This window comes from Bradyrhizobium sp. CCGUVB4N (genome assembly GCF_024199945.1).
In the GTDB taxonomy this organism is placed as follows: domain Bacteria; phylum Pseudomonadota; class Alphaproteobacteria; order Rhizobiales; family Xanthobacteraceae; genus Bradyrhizobium.
In genome coordinates, this window is the sequence record NZ_JANADP010000001.1 from 5,690,206 (window position 1) to 5,708,389 (window position 18,184).

The window sequence follows — 18,184 nt, forward strand, 5'->3', positions numbered from 1 at the left end:
AGCATTTTCATGCGGGCGTAAAGGGGTGGTTAATGATTCGATATGGGGATCGCGACTTTTCTCAATGGTTGCCGATTAGTCGCTACGAGGACCGTTTCGGTTCCGGAGAGCGTCGGGCGGGCGTGATGCGGGTCATAAAAGGCTTTATCGGGGCAATCCAGACCGTGAAGCCCCGGTGGAGATGTTTCGCCGCAGCTGCCGCCGTAACAAAAATGTGCTGACAAATCAGCCCTTCAGAGGAAGAATTCACATTTTACTTGAAGCAGTTCAGTTGCCGTTCACTTGGGCTCATCGAGCCCCTATACTTCCGGCGACGGCCAGGCAGGAATTTCCGTGTAAATTCAAAGCGATGAGGTAGAACCATGACACTCCCGATCGGCACCACCGCCCCCGACTTCGAAGCCGAGACCACCGAAGGGAAGATCAAGTTCCACGACTGGATCGGCAACAGCTGGGCTCTGCTGTTCTCGCACCCGAAGGATTTCACGCCGGTTTGCACGACCGAGCTCGGCGCTCTCGCCAAGCTGAAGCCGGAGTTCGACAAGCGCGGCGTCAAGCTGATGGGCCTCTCGGTCGATCCTGTCGACCGCCATTCGAAGTGGTCGGAGGACATCAAGGAGACGCAAGGCGCTGCGCCGAACTACCCGATGATCGGCGACACCGATTTCAACGTCTCGAAGCTCTACGGCATGCTGCCGGCTTCGACCTCGGGTGATCCTCTCACCCGCACGCCGGCCGACAACCAGACCGTCCGCAACGTCTTCATCATCGGGCCGGACAAGAAGATCAAGCTCGTGCTGGTCTATCCGATGACGACGGGTCGGAACTTCCAGGAGATCCTGCGCGTGATCGACTCGCTCCAGCTCACCGCCAAGCATCGCGTCGCGACGCCGGCCGACTGGTCGCAGGGCGAGGACGTGATCATCGCGGGTTCGGTTTCCAACGACGAGGCCAAGACGATCTATCCGCAGGGCTGGAAAGAGCCGAAGCCCTACATCCGCATCGTGCCGCAGCCCAAATGACGACTTGAAGTAACGGCTTATCCGGTCACACGATCCGCCACCAACAGACCCGCGGTCGACGAGACCGCGGTCACCACCGCGCCCCAGCCGATGTCGAGGAACGCGACCGGCCAGCTCCAATGCTTCAGGAGCGCAAGCGCAGTGAGATCGAACGTCGCGTAGCAAAACAGCCCGAACAGCGCGCCATAGAGCAGCGTCGATTGCCACGTCGCGCCAACCGAGCCGCTGACGAAGATCAAAACGCCGCCGACATAGAGCAGATAGAACAGGATCGCCGGAAAAGGCTTCAGCTCGCCCAGCATGTCGCCAACCTCAGCGGTGAAGAAGCCCTTGGCGACCAGTCCCAAGAACAGGAAATCCAGCCCGGTCAGGATGACGAGGGTTGCGAGATAGAGCACGACAAGGCGGTTCACTGGCGGTCTCCCTGCCCGCAGGCCTCGCGGGCAGTCACATCATGCCGTCAGTTACGTCACGGCGGGCCGATGGTTTCAGCCCGCCAGTCCCCGATCAAGCCGCCTGAACGCGATCGAGGAAGCTGTCGACCTCGGCCTTCAGATGCAGGCTCTCGCCTGACAGCGCCTGGGCAGAGGCAAACATCCGGCTCGAGGTCTCGCCCGTCTCGCTGGCGCCCTCGGCCGCATGACGGACATTGACGGCAACATCGGCGGTGCCCGAGGCCGCGGCGCGAACGCTGGCGGCGATGTTGTGGGTGGCGCTGCGCTGCTGCTCGACCGCAGCCGAGATCGAGCTCGCGATGCCGCTGATACGCTCGATGGTCTCGGTGATCGCCTTGATCGCGGTCACCGACTCCTCGGTCGCAAGCTGCATGCTCGCGATCTGGGTCGAGATCTCGTCGGTCGCCTTGGCGGTCTGGCCGGCGAGCGTCTTGACCTCCTGGGCCACCACGGCAAAACCGCGCCCCGCATCGCCCGCGCGCGCGGCCTCGATGGTGGCGTTCAGTGCCAGCAGATTGGTCTGCTCGGCGATCGAGGTGATCAGCTTGACGACGTCGCCGATGCGGGAGCCTGCTTCCGACAGCTGCGCGATGCGCTGGTCGGTGGCCTCGGCCTGCTGCACCGCCTCGGCGGAGATCGCGTTGGATTCCTGCACCCTTCGGGTGATCTCTGAGATCGATTGAGACAGTTCGTCGGAGGCGGACGCCGCCGAACGGACGTGGTCGGAGGCCTCCTCGGACGCGCCGGCCGATTTCGCCGAGAGGTCGGCGGTGGACCGGGCCGTGTCGGTCAATTGCCGCGCCACGCGCTCGAATTCGCCCGAGGCGTGCAGCACCTTGTCGAGGATGCCGCCGACACTGCCGCGGAACTCGGCGACGAAGTTGCGCAGATCGGCCTTGCGCTGCTCGGCCGCCGCAGCCGCGGCTTCCGCCTGCTCGCTGCGCATGCGCGCCCGCTCCAGCGAATTGCTCTTGAACACCGCAACCGTGCGGGCGATCTCGCCGATCTCGTCGGCACGGTCGTCGCAATCGATCGCGACGTCGCTCTGGCCGTTGGCGAGCGCCGTCAACGAGCGCGTGACCGAGGTGAGCGGCCGGGTGACGCGGCGGACCACCAGCATGGTCAGGACCAGAACCAGCAACGCGGCGATGCCGGCCGCCACCGCCATGCTCTCGATCGCCTGGGCCAGCATCGCCTCGAACTGCGCCATGGGGATGCCGACATAGAGAATGCCGACGATCTTGCCGCTTGCATCCGCGATCGGAAAATAAGCGGTCATGAAGGACTTGCCGAACAGCGTGGCCGGCCCCTTATAGGCTTCGCCACGCCGCAAGACGGCCTGCGCCGGATGGTCGGCGGCAAGCTGGGTGCCGACAGCGCGGTCGCCGTTCTCCTTCTTCACATTGGTCGAGCGGCGGACGAACTGCCCGCTCGCATCGTCAAACACGAACAGGGTCGCGTTGCCGCCCACATAGGACACCGCACGATCGACGATGGCGTGATCTTTGAAGTCCGGCATCTTGGCGATTTCGGCACGCGCCACCGCGCCATCCCGCATCGTGATCCTGGCATCGGGAACGATCTCGGCGAAGGCCAGGGCCAGCGTGCGCAGGCTGACCTCGATGTCGCGCAGCGCGCGATCGTTGAAGGCGGAGGTGAGCGACCAATAGCCGGCGCCGACCACCAATGCGGTGTTCATCGCAATCAGCAGGACGGCACACAGGACGGCCTTGGTACCCAGCTTGAATTGCGGCACGAACTTCGCCGTTAATGAGTTGGTCATGAATGGAACTACCCCCGGAATTCCTGCATATTCATGCAATCCGCTTACGACCCCATTAACGACGGTTCACAGCGCCCCGCGCGACACCCTTTCCAGATCGTAAACGAGGACATTCCCTGACCCCGCCAAGCCCCCCGCCTGTCATCGTCTGGTTTCGCGACGACCTTCGTCTGTCCGATCATCCCGCCCTCCATGCCGCCGCCAAGACCGGCGCGCCGGTGATCTGCCTCTACGTCCTGGACGACGCAGCCGGACGGGCACCCGGGGGCGCAACGCGCTGGTGGCTGGCGCAATCGCTGCGCGCACTCGGCGCCGATATCGCGGCGCGCGGCGGATCGCTGGTCCTGCGCAAGGGACCGGCTGCGAGGGTGATCCCCGACGTGGCACGTGAGAGCCGCGCCGGCGCGGTCTATTGGAATACGATCGCTCAGGGCCCACATCAGGCCGTCGGGAAACAGCTCGAAGCAGCGCTGGCAAAGCTCGGCGTGGACTCGCAAAGTTTTCCCGGCGACTTGCTGGTTCCGCCCTCGGCGATCCGCAACAAGGAAGGCCGGGGCCTGCGCGTGTTCACGCCGTTCTGGCGGCGGGTGCTGTCGCTCGGCGATCCACCCAAACCGCTGCCCGCACCAAAGGAGCTTCGCCCAGCCGCGAAGATCGCGAGTGACAGCCTCGAGAGCTGGAAGCTCGAGCCGACCAAGCCAGACTGGGCCGGCGGCCTGCGGGAGAGCTGGACGCCCGGCGAAGCCTCAGCACGTGCAAGATTGCGCGACTTCCTCAAGCACACCGCGCGCACCTATGTCGGCGACCGCGATCGCCCGGATCGCGAGGGCACCTCAGGTCTCTCGCCGCATTTGCGGTTCGGCGAGCTCAGCCCGCGCCAGGTCTTTCACGCCGCGCGGTTTGCCGCGGCGGAGAATCCGGCGATCGGATCCGGCATCGACAAGTTCCTGAGCGAGCTCGGCTGGCGCGAGTTCTGCCGCCACCTGCTCCACGATCATGCGAACCTCGCCACCGAGAACCTGCAAGGCAGCTTCGACGACTTCCCCTGGAAGTCCGACAAGAAGGCGCTTGCCGCCTGGCAGCACGGCCGCACCGGCTATCCCATCGTCGATGCCGGCATGCGCGAGCTTTGGCACACCGGTGTGATGCACAATCGAGTCCGGATGGTGGTCGCCTCGTTCCTGGTCAAGCATCTCCTGATCGACTGGCGCGACGGCGAAGCGTGGTTCTGGGACACGTTGGTCGATGCGGATGCCGGCAGCAATCCGGCCAACTGGCAATGGGTCGCCGGCTGCGGCGCCGACGCCGCGCCCTACTTCCGCGTGTTCAACCCAACGCTCCAGGGCGAGAAGTTCGATCCTGACGGAACCTATGTCCGACGCTGGGTACCGGAACTGAAAGACGTGCCGGCGAAGCTGATCCATCAGCCCTGGCAGGCGACACCAATCGAGCTTGCGAGCGCCGGCGTCACGCTCGGCAAGACCTATCCGCAACCGATCGTCGATCATGCCAGGGGACGCGAGCGCGCGCTCGCCGCTTACGCCAAGATCCGCAAAGGTTGAGCGTTGCTTTGACACAATGATGAAACCCGCTATCGTCATCGCTCCATACAAACCGTGGGGGACACGATATGGACGATGACAAGCCGATCACCGAGCAGGCGATGGAGACGATCACCAGCGCCGTGGAAGCGACCAAGGACGCAGCGGTCACCGCCGTGAAGAAGGTGAAGAAGGCCGCCAAGAAGGTCGCGAAGAAGGTCGCGCCGAAGAAGGCAAAGAAGGCTTCCAAGAAGAAGGCCAAAAAGGCCGCCAAGAAGTCGTCGAAGAAGGCGGCCAAGAAGTCCGCGAAGAAGGCCGCCAAAAAGACCGCTAACAAAAAGACCGCTAAGAAGGCTGCCAAGAAGAAGGCCAAGAAGGCCAGGCGCTGATCGCGGCGCGACGAGGTCTCCGGGTGCGGGCGCCCGGAGATGTCTGCTCTCGAGGCCCTAGCCTCTCCGCTTCGACGCGCGCCGGCCCGGGTGGTGCTTTCCCTTCGGATCGCGAAACTCGCTGCGATGGCCGCGCCGGTCTTCAGCGTTGAAGCGCCGCCGCTTTGCGGGTGAGCCGAACGCCTTGATCACCTTCCTCCCGTTGACCTTCTTGATGACGTAGCCACCCTCGGTCATCGAGAACGGCGCCTTCAGCGTTCCCTTGTGATCGAACTTGGTACCACGGGGATGCTTGAATGGCTCGAACCAGGACGGATAGACGAAGTTCGACATCGGCAAGCCGTCGACGTCGAAGGAGTCCTCCTCCACCGCGTCGCAGACCTCATAGGCATATTGGGTATTCGGATTCTTGTCGGCCCAGAGATTGGCCATGGGGTCGAGCACCATCTCGAACAGCTCGTGCGAGGCCGCAACACTGATCGGCTCGTCGCCCAACGCCTTGACGAAGATCTTCGAGATCGGCTGGCCGCGGTGGGTCAGTTCGTGCCGCCCGAGCATGTTCTTATGCAAGGCATCGTCGAAATAGACCAGTTGCCAGTCGGTGGCCTTCGGCTTGCGCGTGACATAGAGGTCGATCGGATAGCCCCACACCGGCAGGAAATGCTTGTCGTAGCACCTCTGGAGCGCCGCGGTGAGCCGGCTCATATCGCGATCGCCGATGGATTCCCTGGCGTAGTTGATGCAGGCAATCCGAACCGGCCTCAGGGACTTGCCGAGCAGTGCGCGCTTCGCCTTCTTCATGGAAATCACCGCGTGAAAGGGCAACTGAAATGCGGCAAGCCTAGCACGAACGCGACGCGCACGTCAGGGATGTATTCCGGCAACGGGCCTACGCTCCGAAGCGCCGGTTGACCACGAACACCGCGGCCGCGCACATCGCCATGCCGCCGATCGCCAGCGCATCGAGCTTCTCGCCGAACAGCAGATAGGCCATCAGCGCGGTCACCGCGGGCACCAGATAGAACAGGCTCGCAACCGACGTCGCCGCCGCGTGGCGGATCAACCAGTACAACAGCCCGATCGACCCGATCGAGAGCGCGACCGCAAGCCAGCCGAGCGCAAGCACGAACTCCCGCGTCCAGTGCACGACGCGGTCCTCGAACAGGAAGGCGCCGACCGTGAAGAAGATCGTGACGGCCACATACTGGACGAGGTTGCCCGCGCGCCAATCGATGTGATTGCAGTAGCGGCGCTGATAGAGCGTGCCGAGCGTGATGCTGATCAGCGAGACCACCGAAGCGAGCCAGCCGAGCCCCGCCTCGCCGGTCATGGGACGATTGTGCAGGATCAGCGCCACGCCGCCGAGACCGAGCAGCAAACCGCCCCATTGCACCGGCGTCACCTTCTCGCCGAGCCAGCGGTTGGCGATGGTCGATGTCAGGATCGGCTGCAGGCCGGGAATGAGCGCGGAGAGCCCCGCCGGAATCGAATGCGCGATCGCAATCGCGGTGCCGCCGAGATAGAAGCCGTGAACGAGAATACCGGCGACGGCACTGTGCGCGATGCCGATACGGTCAGGCCATTTCGGGCGGGCAATCGCCGCAATGATCGCCATCAGCACGACCACCACCGCCATGCGGATGGCGAGATAGGTCAAGGGATCGGCGTTGTTGATGACGTATTTGGTGCCGATGAAGCCGGTGCTCCACAGCAGCACGAACAGCACCGGCGCCGCCCGCGCGGCCAGATTTTCCTGGTTATGATTCATTGCCGCCCTCATTGCCCGAGTGGTGGCGGTGCGGCAATGCGAATTTCGGATGCTGCGCTGCGAGGGAGACGCGGCTCGGATCAGCCGATCACCATTCTTCCGGACAGGGATCGATGATCTTCCAGAGCTCGACGCCGTTCTTGATCTTCTTCATGTCGGTGGTGAGCCCGCCATTGCGTCGGATCCAGTCCTTCACCGTGTCAGGATAGTAGGACATCAGGTCGGACGTCCCTTCCGAGCTCGTGACCTTGATGCCGAAGGTGAAGGCCTTGTCGTAATAGGCTTGATGGAAGCCGAGGCTCGCGCGCGGCGTCACGCAGATCTTGTTCATCGGCACGATGCCGAGCACCAGCGTGCAGGCCGAATTGCAGATGCCATCGATGATGACCCGCTCGCCCTTGTCGCGGACGCGCTTGTACTTGACCTTGTACTCCTCGACGTAGCCGCCATGGTCGCGGGTGATGTGCAGTTCCGCGCGCGCTGGCGTGGCAGCAGCGACGAAGAGCAACAGCAGGCTGAGGAGCGTGATGCGCATGGCAGCGTGACGACGAAACCCTTGCAGGAACGAACCGGCCGCGACGAGCCCCCAAGGAAAACCCCGGGCCGGGAGGAATCTTAAACCGAATTCTCTTTGGCCATACTTGTGTGGGGAATTCGTTAAGCATCCCGAAAAGGCCAAAAATGGGCAGGCTTCGGCCCCGGTTCCGGCAATTCTGTCACACCCACCCGGGAATCTGCCCGATCTGCCCCGATTTCCGGGCCTGGGACGGGTGCCTCGGCGGCCCGAAATGGCTATAGATGGGAGACTTATTCGCGGGTTCCGGAGAATCGAGATGAGCAAGTTGAAGCTTGTAGCCGCGGTTGCTGCCCTGTCGGCCGCAATCCTTGCCCCTGGCCTTGCGGAGGCACGGGGACATCACCGGCACCACCGCTACTACGCCAACCCGCTACCCTACCCGATCAGCTATCTGCACAATTACGGCCCGGGCATCACTCCCGGCACCTTCGCCTTCTATAATGGCCCGTCGACCAACCACTGCTACCAGAGCGCGGCCGCCTATGTCGGCCAGGACCGCCGGCGGCACCCCTGCTTCTGAGGGCGCGGCTGCGTTGTCTTGCGGCGGGCGGCCTCACCGGTGGCCCCCGCAGCACCTGCTTCTCGATCTGATAGACCGGCCGCTTGACGAGGTTCTTTCCCACCTCGTCCCGGAGCGCCGAGCGTCCGCTGCACACGACGATCCAATCCTGACAAGCCCACTCTTCGAATTTGGCGGAAGATTGCCCGTGACGACAAGGTTACGGATGAAGCCGCGCCGCCGGATTGCGTAGAAACAAGGATACCAATGGATGTCCTGCGGGCAGTCGAAGCATTGGTCACACGCGAGAACCTGGGATACTCTTGCTGAGTTGAGGTCAGGCCTGCGGCGGGCAAGCTGAAGATTTGTTCATCAGCATTACATTTCGGTTCTGCCACAATTTGATCAGAACAACTTCGATACCCTGTATCGCGTAAGCGGAGGAAGACATTATGAAGCTTAAGATCGGCCTCGTCGTCGCGTCCCTTTTCGGTGCCATCGCGGCATCGCCGACGGCGTCAGCCATGCCCGTTGCGCCCGCGCCTGCGGCACCGCAGGTTTCAAACGTCGAGCAGGTCCGTATGGTCTGCGACGCTTGGGGGCGCTGTTTCTGGCGTCCGAATTATTATGGATATTACGGCGCGCCGGCGCCGTATTACGGCCCCCGATATTATGGACCGCCGCGCTATTATGGCCCGCGTGTCTATGGGCCCGGCTATTACGGCTATCGCCGCTGGTGAAATCTGAGGGGGCCCTCCGGGCCCCTTCGCATTTGCGAGATCGCGGTGGCGCTCTCGCCTGGAGCAATTCCAAAACTGATCTAGATCAAAGATGAAATTCGTCGCGCAGCCATTCTGTGCCGATGGCCGATCTGATTGTTTTCCGGTGCCCGCAGACGGGCATGAACGTGCAAACCCATCTCGAGAAGCGGCAGGGACGCGAGGGGCGAAGCTTCGAGTCCTTCGCCTGCCCTGCCTGTACGCGGCTCCATTTCATTGACCTCACAACGGGTCAACCTATGAGCCGAGACCGTTGACGGTGACATCAATCCGATCATCCTCGTGGGATGATGTCCGCAATATTACGGCATGGAATCCTGTTTACTGAATCGTCCTGTTTCGCCATTGATGGCCATGTACTGACGTTCATTTTATTGTCACATTGCAGCATCCGGCCAGACGCATGTTCTTCGACGCTCTCGCCCCATCCTCCGCGCTCCAACTGACCCGGTTCACCGACGTCGACGCGTTTCGACCGGCTGAATCACTGGAAGACGCCCGGAGCATTCCGCTCGACGTCGCAAATTTCGCCGCGGCGCGAGCGATCGTGAACCTGCCGGCCTGCCGCATCATCGTGGCGCGGTCGTTTGCACGCATCCTGGAGACCACCTATCGCGCGCCGGGCGGCATGGTCATCCTGCCGATGAGCGATGATCTGCGCGCCAGTTCGAGCGGCATGGATCTCGACGCGCGCTTTTTCGTCGCCTTGCGCGGCAATCATCACTGCCATTTCGTCGAGCCCAAGATCAATCATCATGCACTGATCATGTTCTCGCCTACGCTCAGGGATCGCGGCTGGTTCGATCGCGCCGACGCGTTGTGGGTTCGCATCGCCGACCCGGTTGCGCATCTCTATGCGCGACAGCTTGTGCTCGACATCCTCAGGACCGCGTCGTTCGCGCCGCACATGTTCGAGACCACGGAAGCCGCCAGCCATCTCCAGGAGGGGCTGTTGCTCGCTTTCGACGACCTGTTTCGAACGAACCCATTGTCGGAGCGTAGCGCCCCGAATGCGGGTGCGCGATCCGCCAGGCTCGTGCAGCAGATCGACGACTACGTCGCAGCCTATCCGACCGCCCCGATCTATACGGCCGATCTCGCCGGTGAGTTCGGCGTCTCGATCCGGACCCTCGGCGGTGCCGTAGCCAAGGTGCGCGGCATGAGCCTGCATCAATACATCCGCCTGAAGCGGCTGTGGGCCACCCGCACGCAGCTCCTCAGGAGCGGTGGCGCGTCGGTCGCCTCGTGCGCGCGCGCCCAGGGCTTTCATCACCTCGGCGAGTTTGCCGCAGCATACCGCGCGACCTTCCACGAGGCGCCCTCGGACACGCTGGCGCGGGCCCGCTCGCGCACGGCTGCTCCGGAACAAGTGCTGATGAACCACGTTGCCAGTGCCGGACAGTTTTGAAGCCACGCACGTGCTGCACGGCGTTTCTTCACTGTCAGCAACCTTGGTTCAAAGGAAACGGATGTCCATTAGCCGCAATCTGTTGTTTCTCATTATTGGCGCATTGGTCGTGACGGCGGGGGTACTTGGCTACAATCTCTATCAGGCGAAGAAGCAGCCTGACGGCCTCCAGATCAACGTTGGCCCCAACGGGCTCAAGATCCAGGGCAAGTAGGCGAGATTTACGGATTGCGTGGTCAGGCCTGAAGGCTGTGGCCTGACAAATGGCGCGCTCGGAGAGATTCGAACTCCCGACCCTCGGAATCGAAATCCGATGCTCTATCCAGCTGAGCTACGAGCGCCCGGGCCCCGGTCTTGGGCCACAAACCGAAGCGCCGCTGACGCTGACTGGCAGGCCAGCTGGCTGCGACGCTCGGATCGGTTCGAATTAGCAGAGAGACCGGACAATAAAAAGCCCTCCCCGCCTTTATCGAGGCGGAGCAGAGGCGCGCTTGTTACCAGGTCGAGTTGAAAAAACCGAAATGCGGCTGCTGTGCCACCAGCATCATCGGCTGGCCGCGCTGCGGCGCCGGACGCGCCCGGGCCACCTTCCGTTTGGGCTGAACGGGGGCCTGAACCTGCGGAGTCTGCGTCGTTTGGGCCTGAGCTTTCGGCGTGAACTGAGCGAAAGTCTCGCGCACCCGCGCCTTTGCCGAGATGTCAGCCAGCGGGTCCGGCTGCGCAGTCGCCTGAGGCGCCGCGGCGGCGGCCGTCTGCACGACCGGCACGGCGACGGTCGGCTGGCTGGTGTCGAGTACGACACGATCAGGCAGATGACGATCGGACCGGATCCGGATCAGCGGCTGGTCATAATAGCCTGCAGTCGCAACCGCTTGCCCGGCCGGCGACGTCGGCCAAACGAAATCAGCCGCGAACAACAGTGCGAGCAGCGCTCCACCGACGAACATGAAATACCGAAAGATGGGCATTGGCCGCGCTCCGCCCCCCGCAATCCCCGCGTGGGCTCTTCGCCTCAACCGGCGATCCTCTAATTGGTTCCTGCACCCTGCCCTTTGGTTCAAATGGGAACGCCAAGATTCTGGCCAAGGGACTAGGACGGTAACTTTTCCGCTAGCGGAATGTCTGGCTCCTTAGGCGCGCCGCGCCGTGACCAGCGAACATGTCGCCTGATCGGCATTCACGTTGACGAATCCGACCGGGACGCGCGCAAAAGTCTTGCGACTCTTCATGCCGACAATGTCGGCCAGCACGCGGCCGCGGTCGGTCAGATGGCTGCCGTCGCGCCGCGTGAAGGCGCAGACGATCTCGACATCCTTAACGGCATAGTCATTGTCATTTCGCACGGTGAAGGTCACGAGCGCCTTCGAGCCGAGCCCGCCGCGCCGCCAGGTCTGCGATGAAATCTTCATCCGGTCGAGCCCGGCCGGCTCAGCAGCGGAGGTATCTGAGGCGGTTGTCGGAGCAGCTGGATCGATGCTTGCCAGCGCCAATTTGGTCGGCTCGGTTGGCGCGACATTGCCTTCGGAGGGCGGCATCAATAGCCAGACAGCCCCGCCAACCACAAGTGCCGCCAGCAGCCACAACACGCCTCGCTTGAGCCAGACGCTTGCTGGGGAGCGGAGCCGCGGCGGCCCCTCGCCATTCCCGGCGAAGCTTCCCAATCCGATCCGGCCAAACCCTGCGTTCATGGGTGCGTCACTCGCCTCCTTCCTCAATCCGCGAGAGGAACTAAGGTTCCCGCAAGGGCGCGAATCTCGGATAGGAGCCATGGTGGCGATCGTCGGTCGGGATCGCTAACATGCGCTGCAACATCGCGAAGACCCTATCGGGAGGAATTGAAATGCCAGTCGTCGTCACTTGGGATCACATCCATCTGCGCAGCCCTGATCCGGAAGCGACCGCGGCCTGGCTGCGCGACGTCCTCGGCGGCGAGATCGTGCGCGCGCCGGGACGCATCGACGTGAACCTGGGCGGCGCCAGGATCTTCATCGCATCGCTGGAAGGCGAGAACGCCGTCAGCGCGCCGCCGCCACACCCTCATCAGGGCCTCGACCATTTCGGGCTCACGGTGAAGGACATCGACGCTGTCGCCGCCGAGCTCAAGGCCAAGGGCGTGACGTTCACCCGCGAGCCGACCACGATCCGGCCCGGCGTCCGCATCTGCTTCATCCGCGGCCCCGAAGGCATTTCCATCGAGCTGCTCGAGCGCGACAAGAAATATACCTGACGCGACTCCGCATCCGACATCGAGGCGAAGCCGGGCGAGCGCTCGCCCCGCTAAGTCATGCTACCGGGCATAAAGCATCGGATCGTGACGCCCGTGTAGCCGTAGATCGGCCAGACCATGGTGCGTCCGACCCGGTTCGGCTCCGAGATCACGGCCTCCTCGGGCACGTCGACCCAGACGAGCTCCTGCTCCCGGCCTTCGATCACGTAGCCAAGGCGCGGGATACGCACGCGATAGTGCCCGTCCTTGCTCTCCCAATCGGAGTCCGAGATCGCCGAACCGTCGGCATCGGAGCAGCATGGCCCCTTGCCGCTGCGCAAGCCGTCGAACCAGGCTTTAAGCTCCGTACTGGTATTGACGAACTGGCCGCGGTCGCGTGCGTGCCCGAGCGGGGCAATCAGCGCCAGCGCGCAAGCAAGACTTGCCGCGCTTCGCCACCGTGTGGGACGGCCAATTTGCCATCGTCGTGTTTCGCAGTTCGTGGGACGCGCACTGTACAGACGCGGCTCAGCGCCGCCGGAATCGATCCAGTTGCTCACGTTCGTCTTGCTCCAGCACCCCGCGGCCAGTGCAACAATGGTTATGCATTTCGCGGGCCAACTCTGATTCGCAACGACTGGCCTCGCAGCGTGATGAGACCGTCATAACCGTGTCACACACAAGCCGGGACAATTACGGTTAGCAGTGCCGGCATGGGACACCATCGCTGGCGAAACTGCCGCGTTGCGCGAGTGGTTGCGCTTTGGCATAAAAGCTACACCGGTTACGCCATTGGGCGATGGTGGCCGGCAGACGGGGCGTGATGAAGAACGGCCTCTATTCGATTCACGTGAGCCTGCTCGATGGTCGGGTCGGTAAGGGCAGCGGCGTGATTCTTTTTCGCGACGGCAAGATCCTTGGCGGCGATGCCTACCTCTATTACACCGGCAGCTACGTGGTGAAGGACGACCACACCTTCAAAGGCGAGGTGCTGGTGCAACGGCACACCTCGCCGCGAGGTGATGACAACCCGCTGTTCGGCGGCCCGGCTCCGGTCGGCATCGGTGTCAGCGGGACCTACACGGACACCCGCGCGGAGATGACCGGAACGGCGCTGGTCGGCAAGGCCAGCCTGATTTTCGGCGCCACTCTGCACAAGCTCACAGAAGCTGATTAGCGACTGAACTATTCCGCAGCCTGTTCCAGCGGCGCTGTGCGCGGCAGGATCATCTGGATGCGCGTGCCTTCGCCCGGCTCGGAATCGAGGTCGAGCCGCCCGCCGAGCCGGTTGGTCACGATGCTGTAGACGATGTGCAGCCCAAGACCGGTGCCGCCCTGATCGCGCCGCGTCGTGAAGAACGGATCGAAGGCGCGCCGGCGCACGTCAAGGCTCATGCCGCAACCATTGTCGGCGACGATGATCTCGACATTGTCCTTGCCGGACTCGCGCACCCGGATGTCGATGATCCCCGGACGTCCATCCGGGAAGGCGTGCGCCACCGAATTCAGGAACAGATTGGTCAGCACCTGGCCGTACGGGCCGGGATAGCTGTTCATGGTCAGGTTGGGCTGGCACTCGACGTTGAGCGTCAGGTTCTGCTTGCGCAGGCCCGGACGCAGGCTCATCACCACCTGCTCGGTGAGGTCGGCGAGGTCGAAGCTGCGCTGGTCCGAATAGTTGCGGTCGGCCGCGACCTGCTTGAACGACTGGATCAGCTCGGCTGCGCGGTTGAGATTGGAAACGAGCTGCGAGGACGCATCGCGGCTGGTGTTGAGGTAATCGTTGAGCGTCGAGCGGCGAAGCTCGCCGCGCTCGACGTCGGCGCTGAACATCGCCGTCTTGCGCTCTAGCGCGGAGGCAACCGTGAGGCTGATGCCGACGGGATTGTTGACCTCGTGCGCAACGCCGGCGACGAGGCGTCCGAGGGCCGCGAGCTTCTCTGCTTCGATCAGAGAGGCCTGGGTTTCGCGCAGATTGCGCAGCGCGGTTTCGGCGGAGTCCTTGGCCTTGCGCATCTCCTGCTCGCCGCGCTTGCGCTCGCCGATGTCGAGCGCCACGGTGACGATCCGCTCGATCTCGCCCTCGGCATCCAGCAGCGGCAGCTTGTTGACCAGCCATTGCCGCATATTGCCTGAGGAGTCCTTGTACTCCTCCTCGTAGAAGCCGAGCCCCTTGCGGAGCCTGAGCACGTTCTTGTCGTTCTCGTCGGTCTTGGCTGCGCCATAGCGCGACATCAGATCAGCGGTGGTGCGGCCGAGCGCGTCGCCAGGCTCGATGCCGAAGATGCCGGCCATGTAGCGGTTCATCAGCACGTAACGGAGGTCGCGGTCCTTGACGTTGATGACGGCCGGCACGGTGTCGATGACCTGCTGGAGCAGGCGCCGGCCTTCGGCGATGGCGTCTTCTGCCCGCTTCTGGTCGGTGATGTCGCGCAGCGTGCCCTCGTAGCGGACGATCCGGCCCTGCTCGTCCCGTACGCCCGTCGCGCTGTCGGAAAGCCAGAGGATGTTGCCGCTACGCTGGCGCACCTGATACTCGAACTCACGCACGATGCCGTCGCGGTGCATCAGCCGCTGGTACTCCTCGCGCGCCGCGGGATCGACGTAGATGGTGTGGGCGATGTCGTTGATACTGTCGATCAGATGCTGCGGGCTGTCATAGCCCATCATCCGCGCCAGCGCCGGATTGGCGTTGAGGAGATCGCCGGCCGGCGTCGTCACGTAGATGCCGTCGACCGAGCCCTCGAACAGTTTGCGATAGCTTTCCTCGGCCAGCCGCTGCTCGGTGAGCGCCCGCACCGCCGCCTCACGCGCCGTGTCGGCCTCCTCCAACGCACGGCGGAACACCTCTGCCGCGCGCGCGATGTCGCCGATCTCGTTGTCGAGATCGGCCGACGGGATCGACGTCCTTTTCTCACCGGCCGCAAGGGCCCGGATCGAGCGCGCGATCTGGGCCAGCGGTCGCACCGTCCGACGCACCACGAATCCGGCGGCAAGGATGCCGATCAACACACCCATGCTGCCGAGCACGATGCTCTGCCAGCGCGCCTCGGCAAGCGTCCGGGCAAAATCGCGCGACAGCACATGGCCACGGCGGTCGCTGACGTCGCGGAGCAATTCGGTGACGCGGCCGATCAACCGGCCCTCGGTTCCCAGCACCTCGCGGTCGATATCGGCGATCTGACGTTCGCGGACGGCTACCGCGATGATGGCATCGGCGTAGCTGTCCACGGCCGACTTCAGCCGAGCATCGCTGATGGCCATCGCTCGCATGCCCTGCGCGGCCTGTTCGGCAGCCGACGGATTGCGTGCAAGCAGCCCGAGCGCAATCCGGCTTTGCGCTTCCGACAGGCGGGCGGCGAGATCGCGGTCCCCACTTTCGGAGACCGCTGCATCGAACTGATCGCGCAGCGGCGGCAGCCCGGCGAGCAACTCCGCACGGCGATCGATCAGGGTCGAGATCCGCTGCAGCCCGCTGCGGTAAGTCGCAAGCCGTTCGGAGACGCCGTCGATCATGTCCTGTTGCTCGGGGGCAAGATCGATACGGGTCTTCTTGAGGATGTCGCTCAGGGTCGAGGCGGCCTCGCCCACCTGCTTGAACTGGATACCGGCGCCGGGATCGGTGACGAAGTCACGCGCGGCGAGCCGCAGATCGTTCATGCGGCGGTCGATATCTTCGGCGAGATCGCCGACGCTCTGGAGCCGCTGCAGCTCGGCGAAGGTGGCGTCGATATGCCGGATCGCGATCACGCTGGCGGTCGAGGTGACGATGATCACCGCCAGCACCAGGATGAAGCTGCCGAACGTCATCTGGCCGATCGACAGCGAGAACGATCGCTTCGGCGGCGAATTCGGTGGCGTTTCGACGGGCATTGGGGCGGAACCGGACTCCATACCCGCCCAATATACGCTGTATCGCCCCTCCGGGGGAACATGCCTCCGGCAGCCGGAAGCGGCTGTTTTTCATGATGGTTTAGCGACAGCCGGGCGCCGGGCCGGGATCGTCATGGCGGCGACGCCGAGGACGACGCAGGCGAGGCCGATCCAGGCGGTCTGGCTCAGGGTTTCCCCCAGGAAGGCGACGCTGATGGCGACCCCGATCGGGACGCGAAGATAGGCCTGGGCGGTGGTGCCGACTGAGCCGAGGGTCTGGATCAGGCGGAAATAGATCGCGAACGCCGCCGCGGTCGAGAACACCGCGAGTGCCAGCAGCGCCAGGACCGAGCTCAGCGACGGCGACAGCGTCCAGGGCTGCTCGAGCACGAGCGAGGCCGGGATCAGCACGGCCGCGCCCGCCAGCAGCGACCCGGCAGCCGGCGCCATGGGATCGAGGCCCTTGAAGCTCCGGCCGAAGATGGCGGCGCAGGCGTAGCAGATGGTGGCAGCGACGATGGCCGTTTCCGCTACGAGGCCGCTGCCAATGTCGTGGAACGCATCGACGCCGACGATCAGCAGGATGCCGGCCATGCCGGCGACCACGCCGAACAGTTTTCGCGGGGTCGTGGCCTCATGACGGGTGACGACCGCTGTGAGCAGGAAGGTGAAGATCGGCCCGGCCGAGTTGAGGATGGTTGCCAGCGCTGCATCGACATGGCGCTCGCCCCAGGCGATCAGCGTCCAGGGAATGACGCTGTTGAGCACGGCCTGGAAGGCGAAGCGCTGCCAGGTCTGCCCATCCGTTGGCACCCTGATGCCCCTCGCCCACATGACGGCGAGCAGCAACAGGCCCGCGATCGTCGTGCGGGCGGCGATCAGCGTGACCGGCGGGATGGTGGCGACGCCAAGCTTGATGAAGGTGTAGGAGCCGCCCCAGAGCGTTGCGAGCGCGACCAGCAGCGCCAGCTCGACGGTGATGTTGGTGTCCTGCCGGTTGTCCATCGGATGCGTTCTATCCATTCGTGATGGACGGAATTTAGCGCATCCGCGGCCAGCGATACTTCGCTCGATGTCGAACTGTCCTAGCCGACGGCGCCGACCTCGAACACCTCGCCATCATAGCCGGCCTCGCGGGGAATGCGGAGCTGGCGGCCGGTCTCGGTCTTGGTCATGACCGGCATCACCGTGACGATCGACAGGCCCTTCGCATGGTCGAGCGCAGACTTCACCGTCGGCTGCTTCGCCAGCCGGATCAGATTGCGCGTGGTCGGGAATGGCAGCTTGAAGCGGCCGCTGTCACCGCCCTCCACCGCGTCGCGTGCCGACAACCAGATCGAATCTGTCGACTCCCGTCCGTCATGCGCGCCGAGCTGGTCGGGCGGTGCTGCCGCCAGGAAGAACCAGGTGTCGAAGCGCTTTGGCATGCCCTCCGGCGTGATCCAGTGCGCGTAGGGCACGAGCGTATCGAGCGCGAGCTGGAGGCCGTTGTCGGCCAAAATGCTGAGGAAGCTGATCTTGTGCTCGTTGAGCGCGACGCGATGCGCATCGGCGATCTCGCCGGCACGCTTCGCATCGATCGGCGTATTGGTCCCCTTCGCGCGCGCCAGCAGGATGCCGCTTTCCTCAAATGTCTCGCGGATCGCGGCGATGCGGAAGCCACGGTCCGCCTCGCTGAGACCCTCGCCGCCCGAATACAGGTCGGACCGCTTGACGATCTCCTGATCGCCGGCATCGACGCTGCCGCCCGGAAACACCAGCGCGCCCGAGTTGAACTCGATCTGATGATGGCGGACCATCATGAAGATCTCGACTTCCTTCGCGCCATCGCGCAGCAGGAGGATCGTCGAGGCCGGGCGTGATGCTGATGTCTCGGGCATTCAA

General features: G+C 63.9%; 20 protein-coding genes and 1 tRNA gene. 9 read left to right on the plus strand and 12 right to left on the minus strand.

The genetic code is table 11. The features are described from left to right. Positions 1-362 precede the first annotated feature (362 nt). Entirely contained in the window at positions 363-1,022 is a 660-nt protein-coding gene (locus NLM31_RS26335) for a peroxiredoxin (RefSeq protein ID WP_148777002.1), read from the plus strand. A 17-nt stretch (positions 1,023-1,039) separates the two neighbouring features. On the opposite strand, the gene NLM31_RS26340 is transcribed toward NLM31_RS26335, so the two are convergent. Continuing rightward, positions 1,040-1,435, minus strand: coding sequence for a DUF2177 family protein (locus tag NLM31_RS26340; RefSeq protein WP_254194145.1), 396 nt, complete (start codon positions 1,433-1,435; stop codon positions 1,040-1,042). 94 nt (positions 1,436-1,529) lie between these two features. Continuing rightward, complete coding sequence (locus NLM31_RS26345; RefSeq protein WP_254194146.1) at positions 1,530-3,260, minus strand: methyl-accepting chemotaxis protein; 1,731 nt, start codon at positions 3,258-3,260, stop codon at positions 1,530-1,532. A 170-nt stretch (positions 3,261-3,430) separates the two neighbouring features. On the opposite strand from NLM31_RS26345, the gene NLM31_RS26350 reads away from it, so the two are divergent. Together NLM31_RS26350 and NLM31_RS26355 are read left to right on the plus strand one after the other, a co-directional pair. Beyond that, positions 3,431-4,822 (plus strand): deoxyribodipyrimidine photo-lyase, encoded by a 1,392-nt coding sequence (locus NLM31_RS26350; protein WP_254196265.1) that lies wholly within the window; start codon positions 3,431-3,433, stop codon positions 4,820-4,822. Positions 4,823-4,890: 68 nt separating this feature from the next. Next, positions 4,891-5,190, plus strand: a complete 300-nt coding sequence (locus tag NLM31_RS26355; protein ID WP_254194147.1) for a histone — start codon at positions 4,891-4,893, stop codon at positions 5,188-5,190. Between the two features lie 57 nt (positions 5,191-5,247). Here the strand turns inward: NLM31_RS26355 and NLM31_RS26360 are convergent, their stop codons facing one another. The 3 genes from NLM31_RS26360 to NLM31_RS26370 form a co-directional block, all read right to left on the minus strand. After that, a complete protein-coding gene (locus NLM31_RS26360) occupies positions 5,248-5,991 on the minus strand; it encodes a hypothetical protein (protein WP_254194148.1) in 744 nt (247 codons plus the stop codon). Positions 5,992-6,079: 88 nt separating this feature from the next. Beyond that, the gene (locus NLM31_RS26365; RefSeq protein WP_254194149.1) at positions 6,080-6,958 is read right to left on the minus strand and encodes a DMT family transporter; all 879 of its coding nucleotides are present in this window, start codon (positions 6,956-6,958) and stop codon (positions 6,080-6,082) included. A gap of 88 nt (positions 6,959-7,046) precedes the next feature. Next, positions 7,047-7,493, minus strand: coding sequence for a hypothetical protein (locus tag NLM31_RS26370; protein ID WP_254132126.1), 447 nt, complete (start codon positions 7,491-7,493; stop codon positions 7,047-7,049). A gap of 298 nt (positions 7,494-7,791) precedes the next feature. On the opposite strand from NLM31_RS26370, the gene NLM31_RS26375 reads away from it, so the two are divergent. The 4 genes from NLM31_RS26375 (at position 7,792) to NLM31_RS26390 (ending at position 10,435) form a co-directional block, all read left to right on the plus strand. After that, on the plus strand, positions 7,792-8,055 hold the full coding sequence (locus tag NLM31_RS26375; RefSeq protein ID WP_254194150.1) for a hypothetical protein: 264 nt from the start codon (positions 7,792-7,794) through the stop codon (positions 8,053-8,055). Between the two features lie 431 nt (positions 8,056-8,486). Then, positions 8,487-8,774: a hypothetical protein gene (locus tag NLM31_RS26380; RefSeq protein ID WP_254194151.1), complete on the plus strand. Its 288-nt coding sequence runs from the start codon at positions 8,487-8,489 to the stop codon at positions 8,772-8,774. Positions 8,775-9,216: 442 nt separating this feature from the next. Beyond that, the gene (locus tag NLM31_RS26385; protein WP_254194152.1) at positions 9,217-10,221 is read left to right on the plus strand and encodes a helix-turn-helix domain-containing protein; all 1,005 of its coding nucleotides are present in this window, start codon (positions 9,217-9,219) and stop codon (positions 10,219-10,221) included. 61 nt (positions 10,222-10,282) lie between these two features. Beyond that, positions 10,283-10,435 carry a hypothetical protein gene (locus tag NLM31_RS26390; protein WP_187437379.1) on the plus strand — a complete coding sequence of 51 codons (153 nt, stop codon included), beginning with the start codon at positions 10,283-10,285 and terminating at the stop codon, positions 10,433-10,435. Positions 10,436-10,485: 50 nt separating this feature from the next. Here the strand turns inward: NLM31_RS26390 and NLM31_RS26395 are convergent. From NLM31_RS26395 to NLM31_RS26405, 3 genes are all read right to left on the minus strand, one after another. Next, a tRNA-Arg gene (locus NLM31_RS26395) sits at positions 10,486-10,562 on the minus strand. Between the two features lie 153 nt (positions 10,563-10,715). Next, a complete protein-coding gene (locus NLM31_RS26400) occupies positions 10,716-11,189 on the minus strand; it encodes a hypothetical protein (protein ID WP_254194153.1) in 474 nt (157 codons plus the stop codon). Between the two features lie 162 nt (positions 11,190-11,351). Further along, on the minus strand, positions 11,352-11,909 hold the full coding sequence (locus tag NLM31_RS26405; RefSeq protein WP_254194154.1) for a hypothetical protein: 558 nt from the start codon (positions 11,907-11,909) through the stop codon (positions 11,352-11,354). A 152-nt stretch (positions 11,910-12,061) separates the two neighbouring features. Between NLM31_RS26405 and NLM31_RS26410 the strand changes: the two genes are divergently transcribed. After that, a complete protein-coding gene (locus NLM31_RS26410; protein ID WP_254194155.1) occupies positions 12,062-12,448 on the plus strand; it encodes a VOC family protein in 387 nt (128 codons plus the stop codon). A gap of 50 nt (positions 12,449-12,498) precedes the next feature. On the opposite strand, the gene NLM31_RS26415 is transcribed toward NLM31_RS26410, so the two are convergent. Continuing rightward, on the minus strand, positions 12,499-12,987 hold the full coding sequence (locus tag NLM31_RS26415; RefSeq protein WP_254194156.1) for a hypothetical protein: 489 nt from the start codon (positions 12,985-12,987) through the stop codon (positions 12,499-12,501). 263 nt (positions 12,988-13,250) lie between these two features. Between NLM31_RS26415 and NLM31_RS26420 the strand changes: the two genes are divergently transcribed. Continuing rightward, positions 13,251-13,604: a GrlR family regulatory protein gene (locus tag NLM31_RS26420; RefSeq protein WP_254132135.1), complete on the plus strand. Its 354-nt coding sequence runs from the start codon at positions 13,251-13,253 to the stop codon at positions 13,602-13,604. Between the two features lie 8 nt (positions 13,605-13,612). On the opposite strand, the gene NLM31_RS26425 is transcribed toward NLM31_RS26420, so the two are convergent. From NLM31_RS26425 to NLM31_RS26435, 3 genes are all read right to left on the minus strand, one after another. After that, positions 13,613-16,300 (minus strand): PAS domain S-box protein, encoded by a 2,688-nt coding sequence (locus NLM31_RS26425; RefSeq protein ID WP_254132136.1) that lies wholly within the window; start codon positions 16,298-16,300, stop codon positions 13,613-13,615. Positions 16,301-16,390: 90 nt separating this feature from the next. Then, the gene (locus NLM31_RS26430; RefSeq protein ID WP_254194157.1) at positions 16,391-17,305 is read right to left on the minus strand and encodes a DMT family transporter; all 915 of its coding nucleotides are present in this window, start codon (positions 17,303-17,305) and stop codon (positions 16,391-16,393) included. 80 nt (positions 17,306-17,385) lie between these two features. Next, positions 17,386-18,180, minus strand: a complete 795-nt coding sequence (locus NLM31_RS26435; RefSeq protein ID WP_254132138.1) for an NUDIX hydrolase — start codon at positions 18,178-18,180, stop codon at positions 17,386-17,388. Positions 18,181-18,184: the final 4 nt, after the last annotated feature.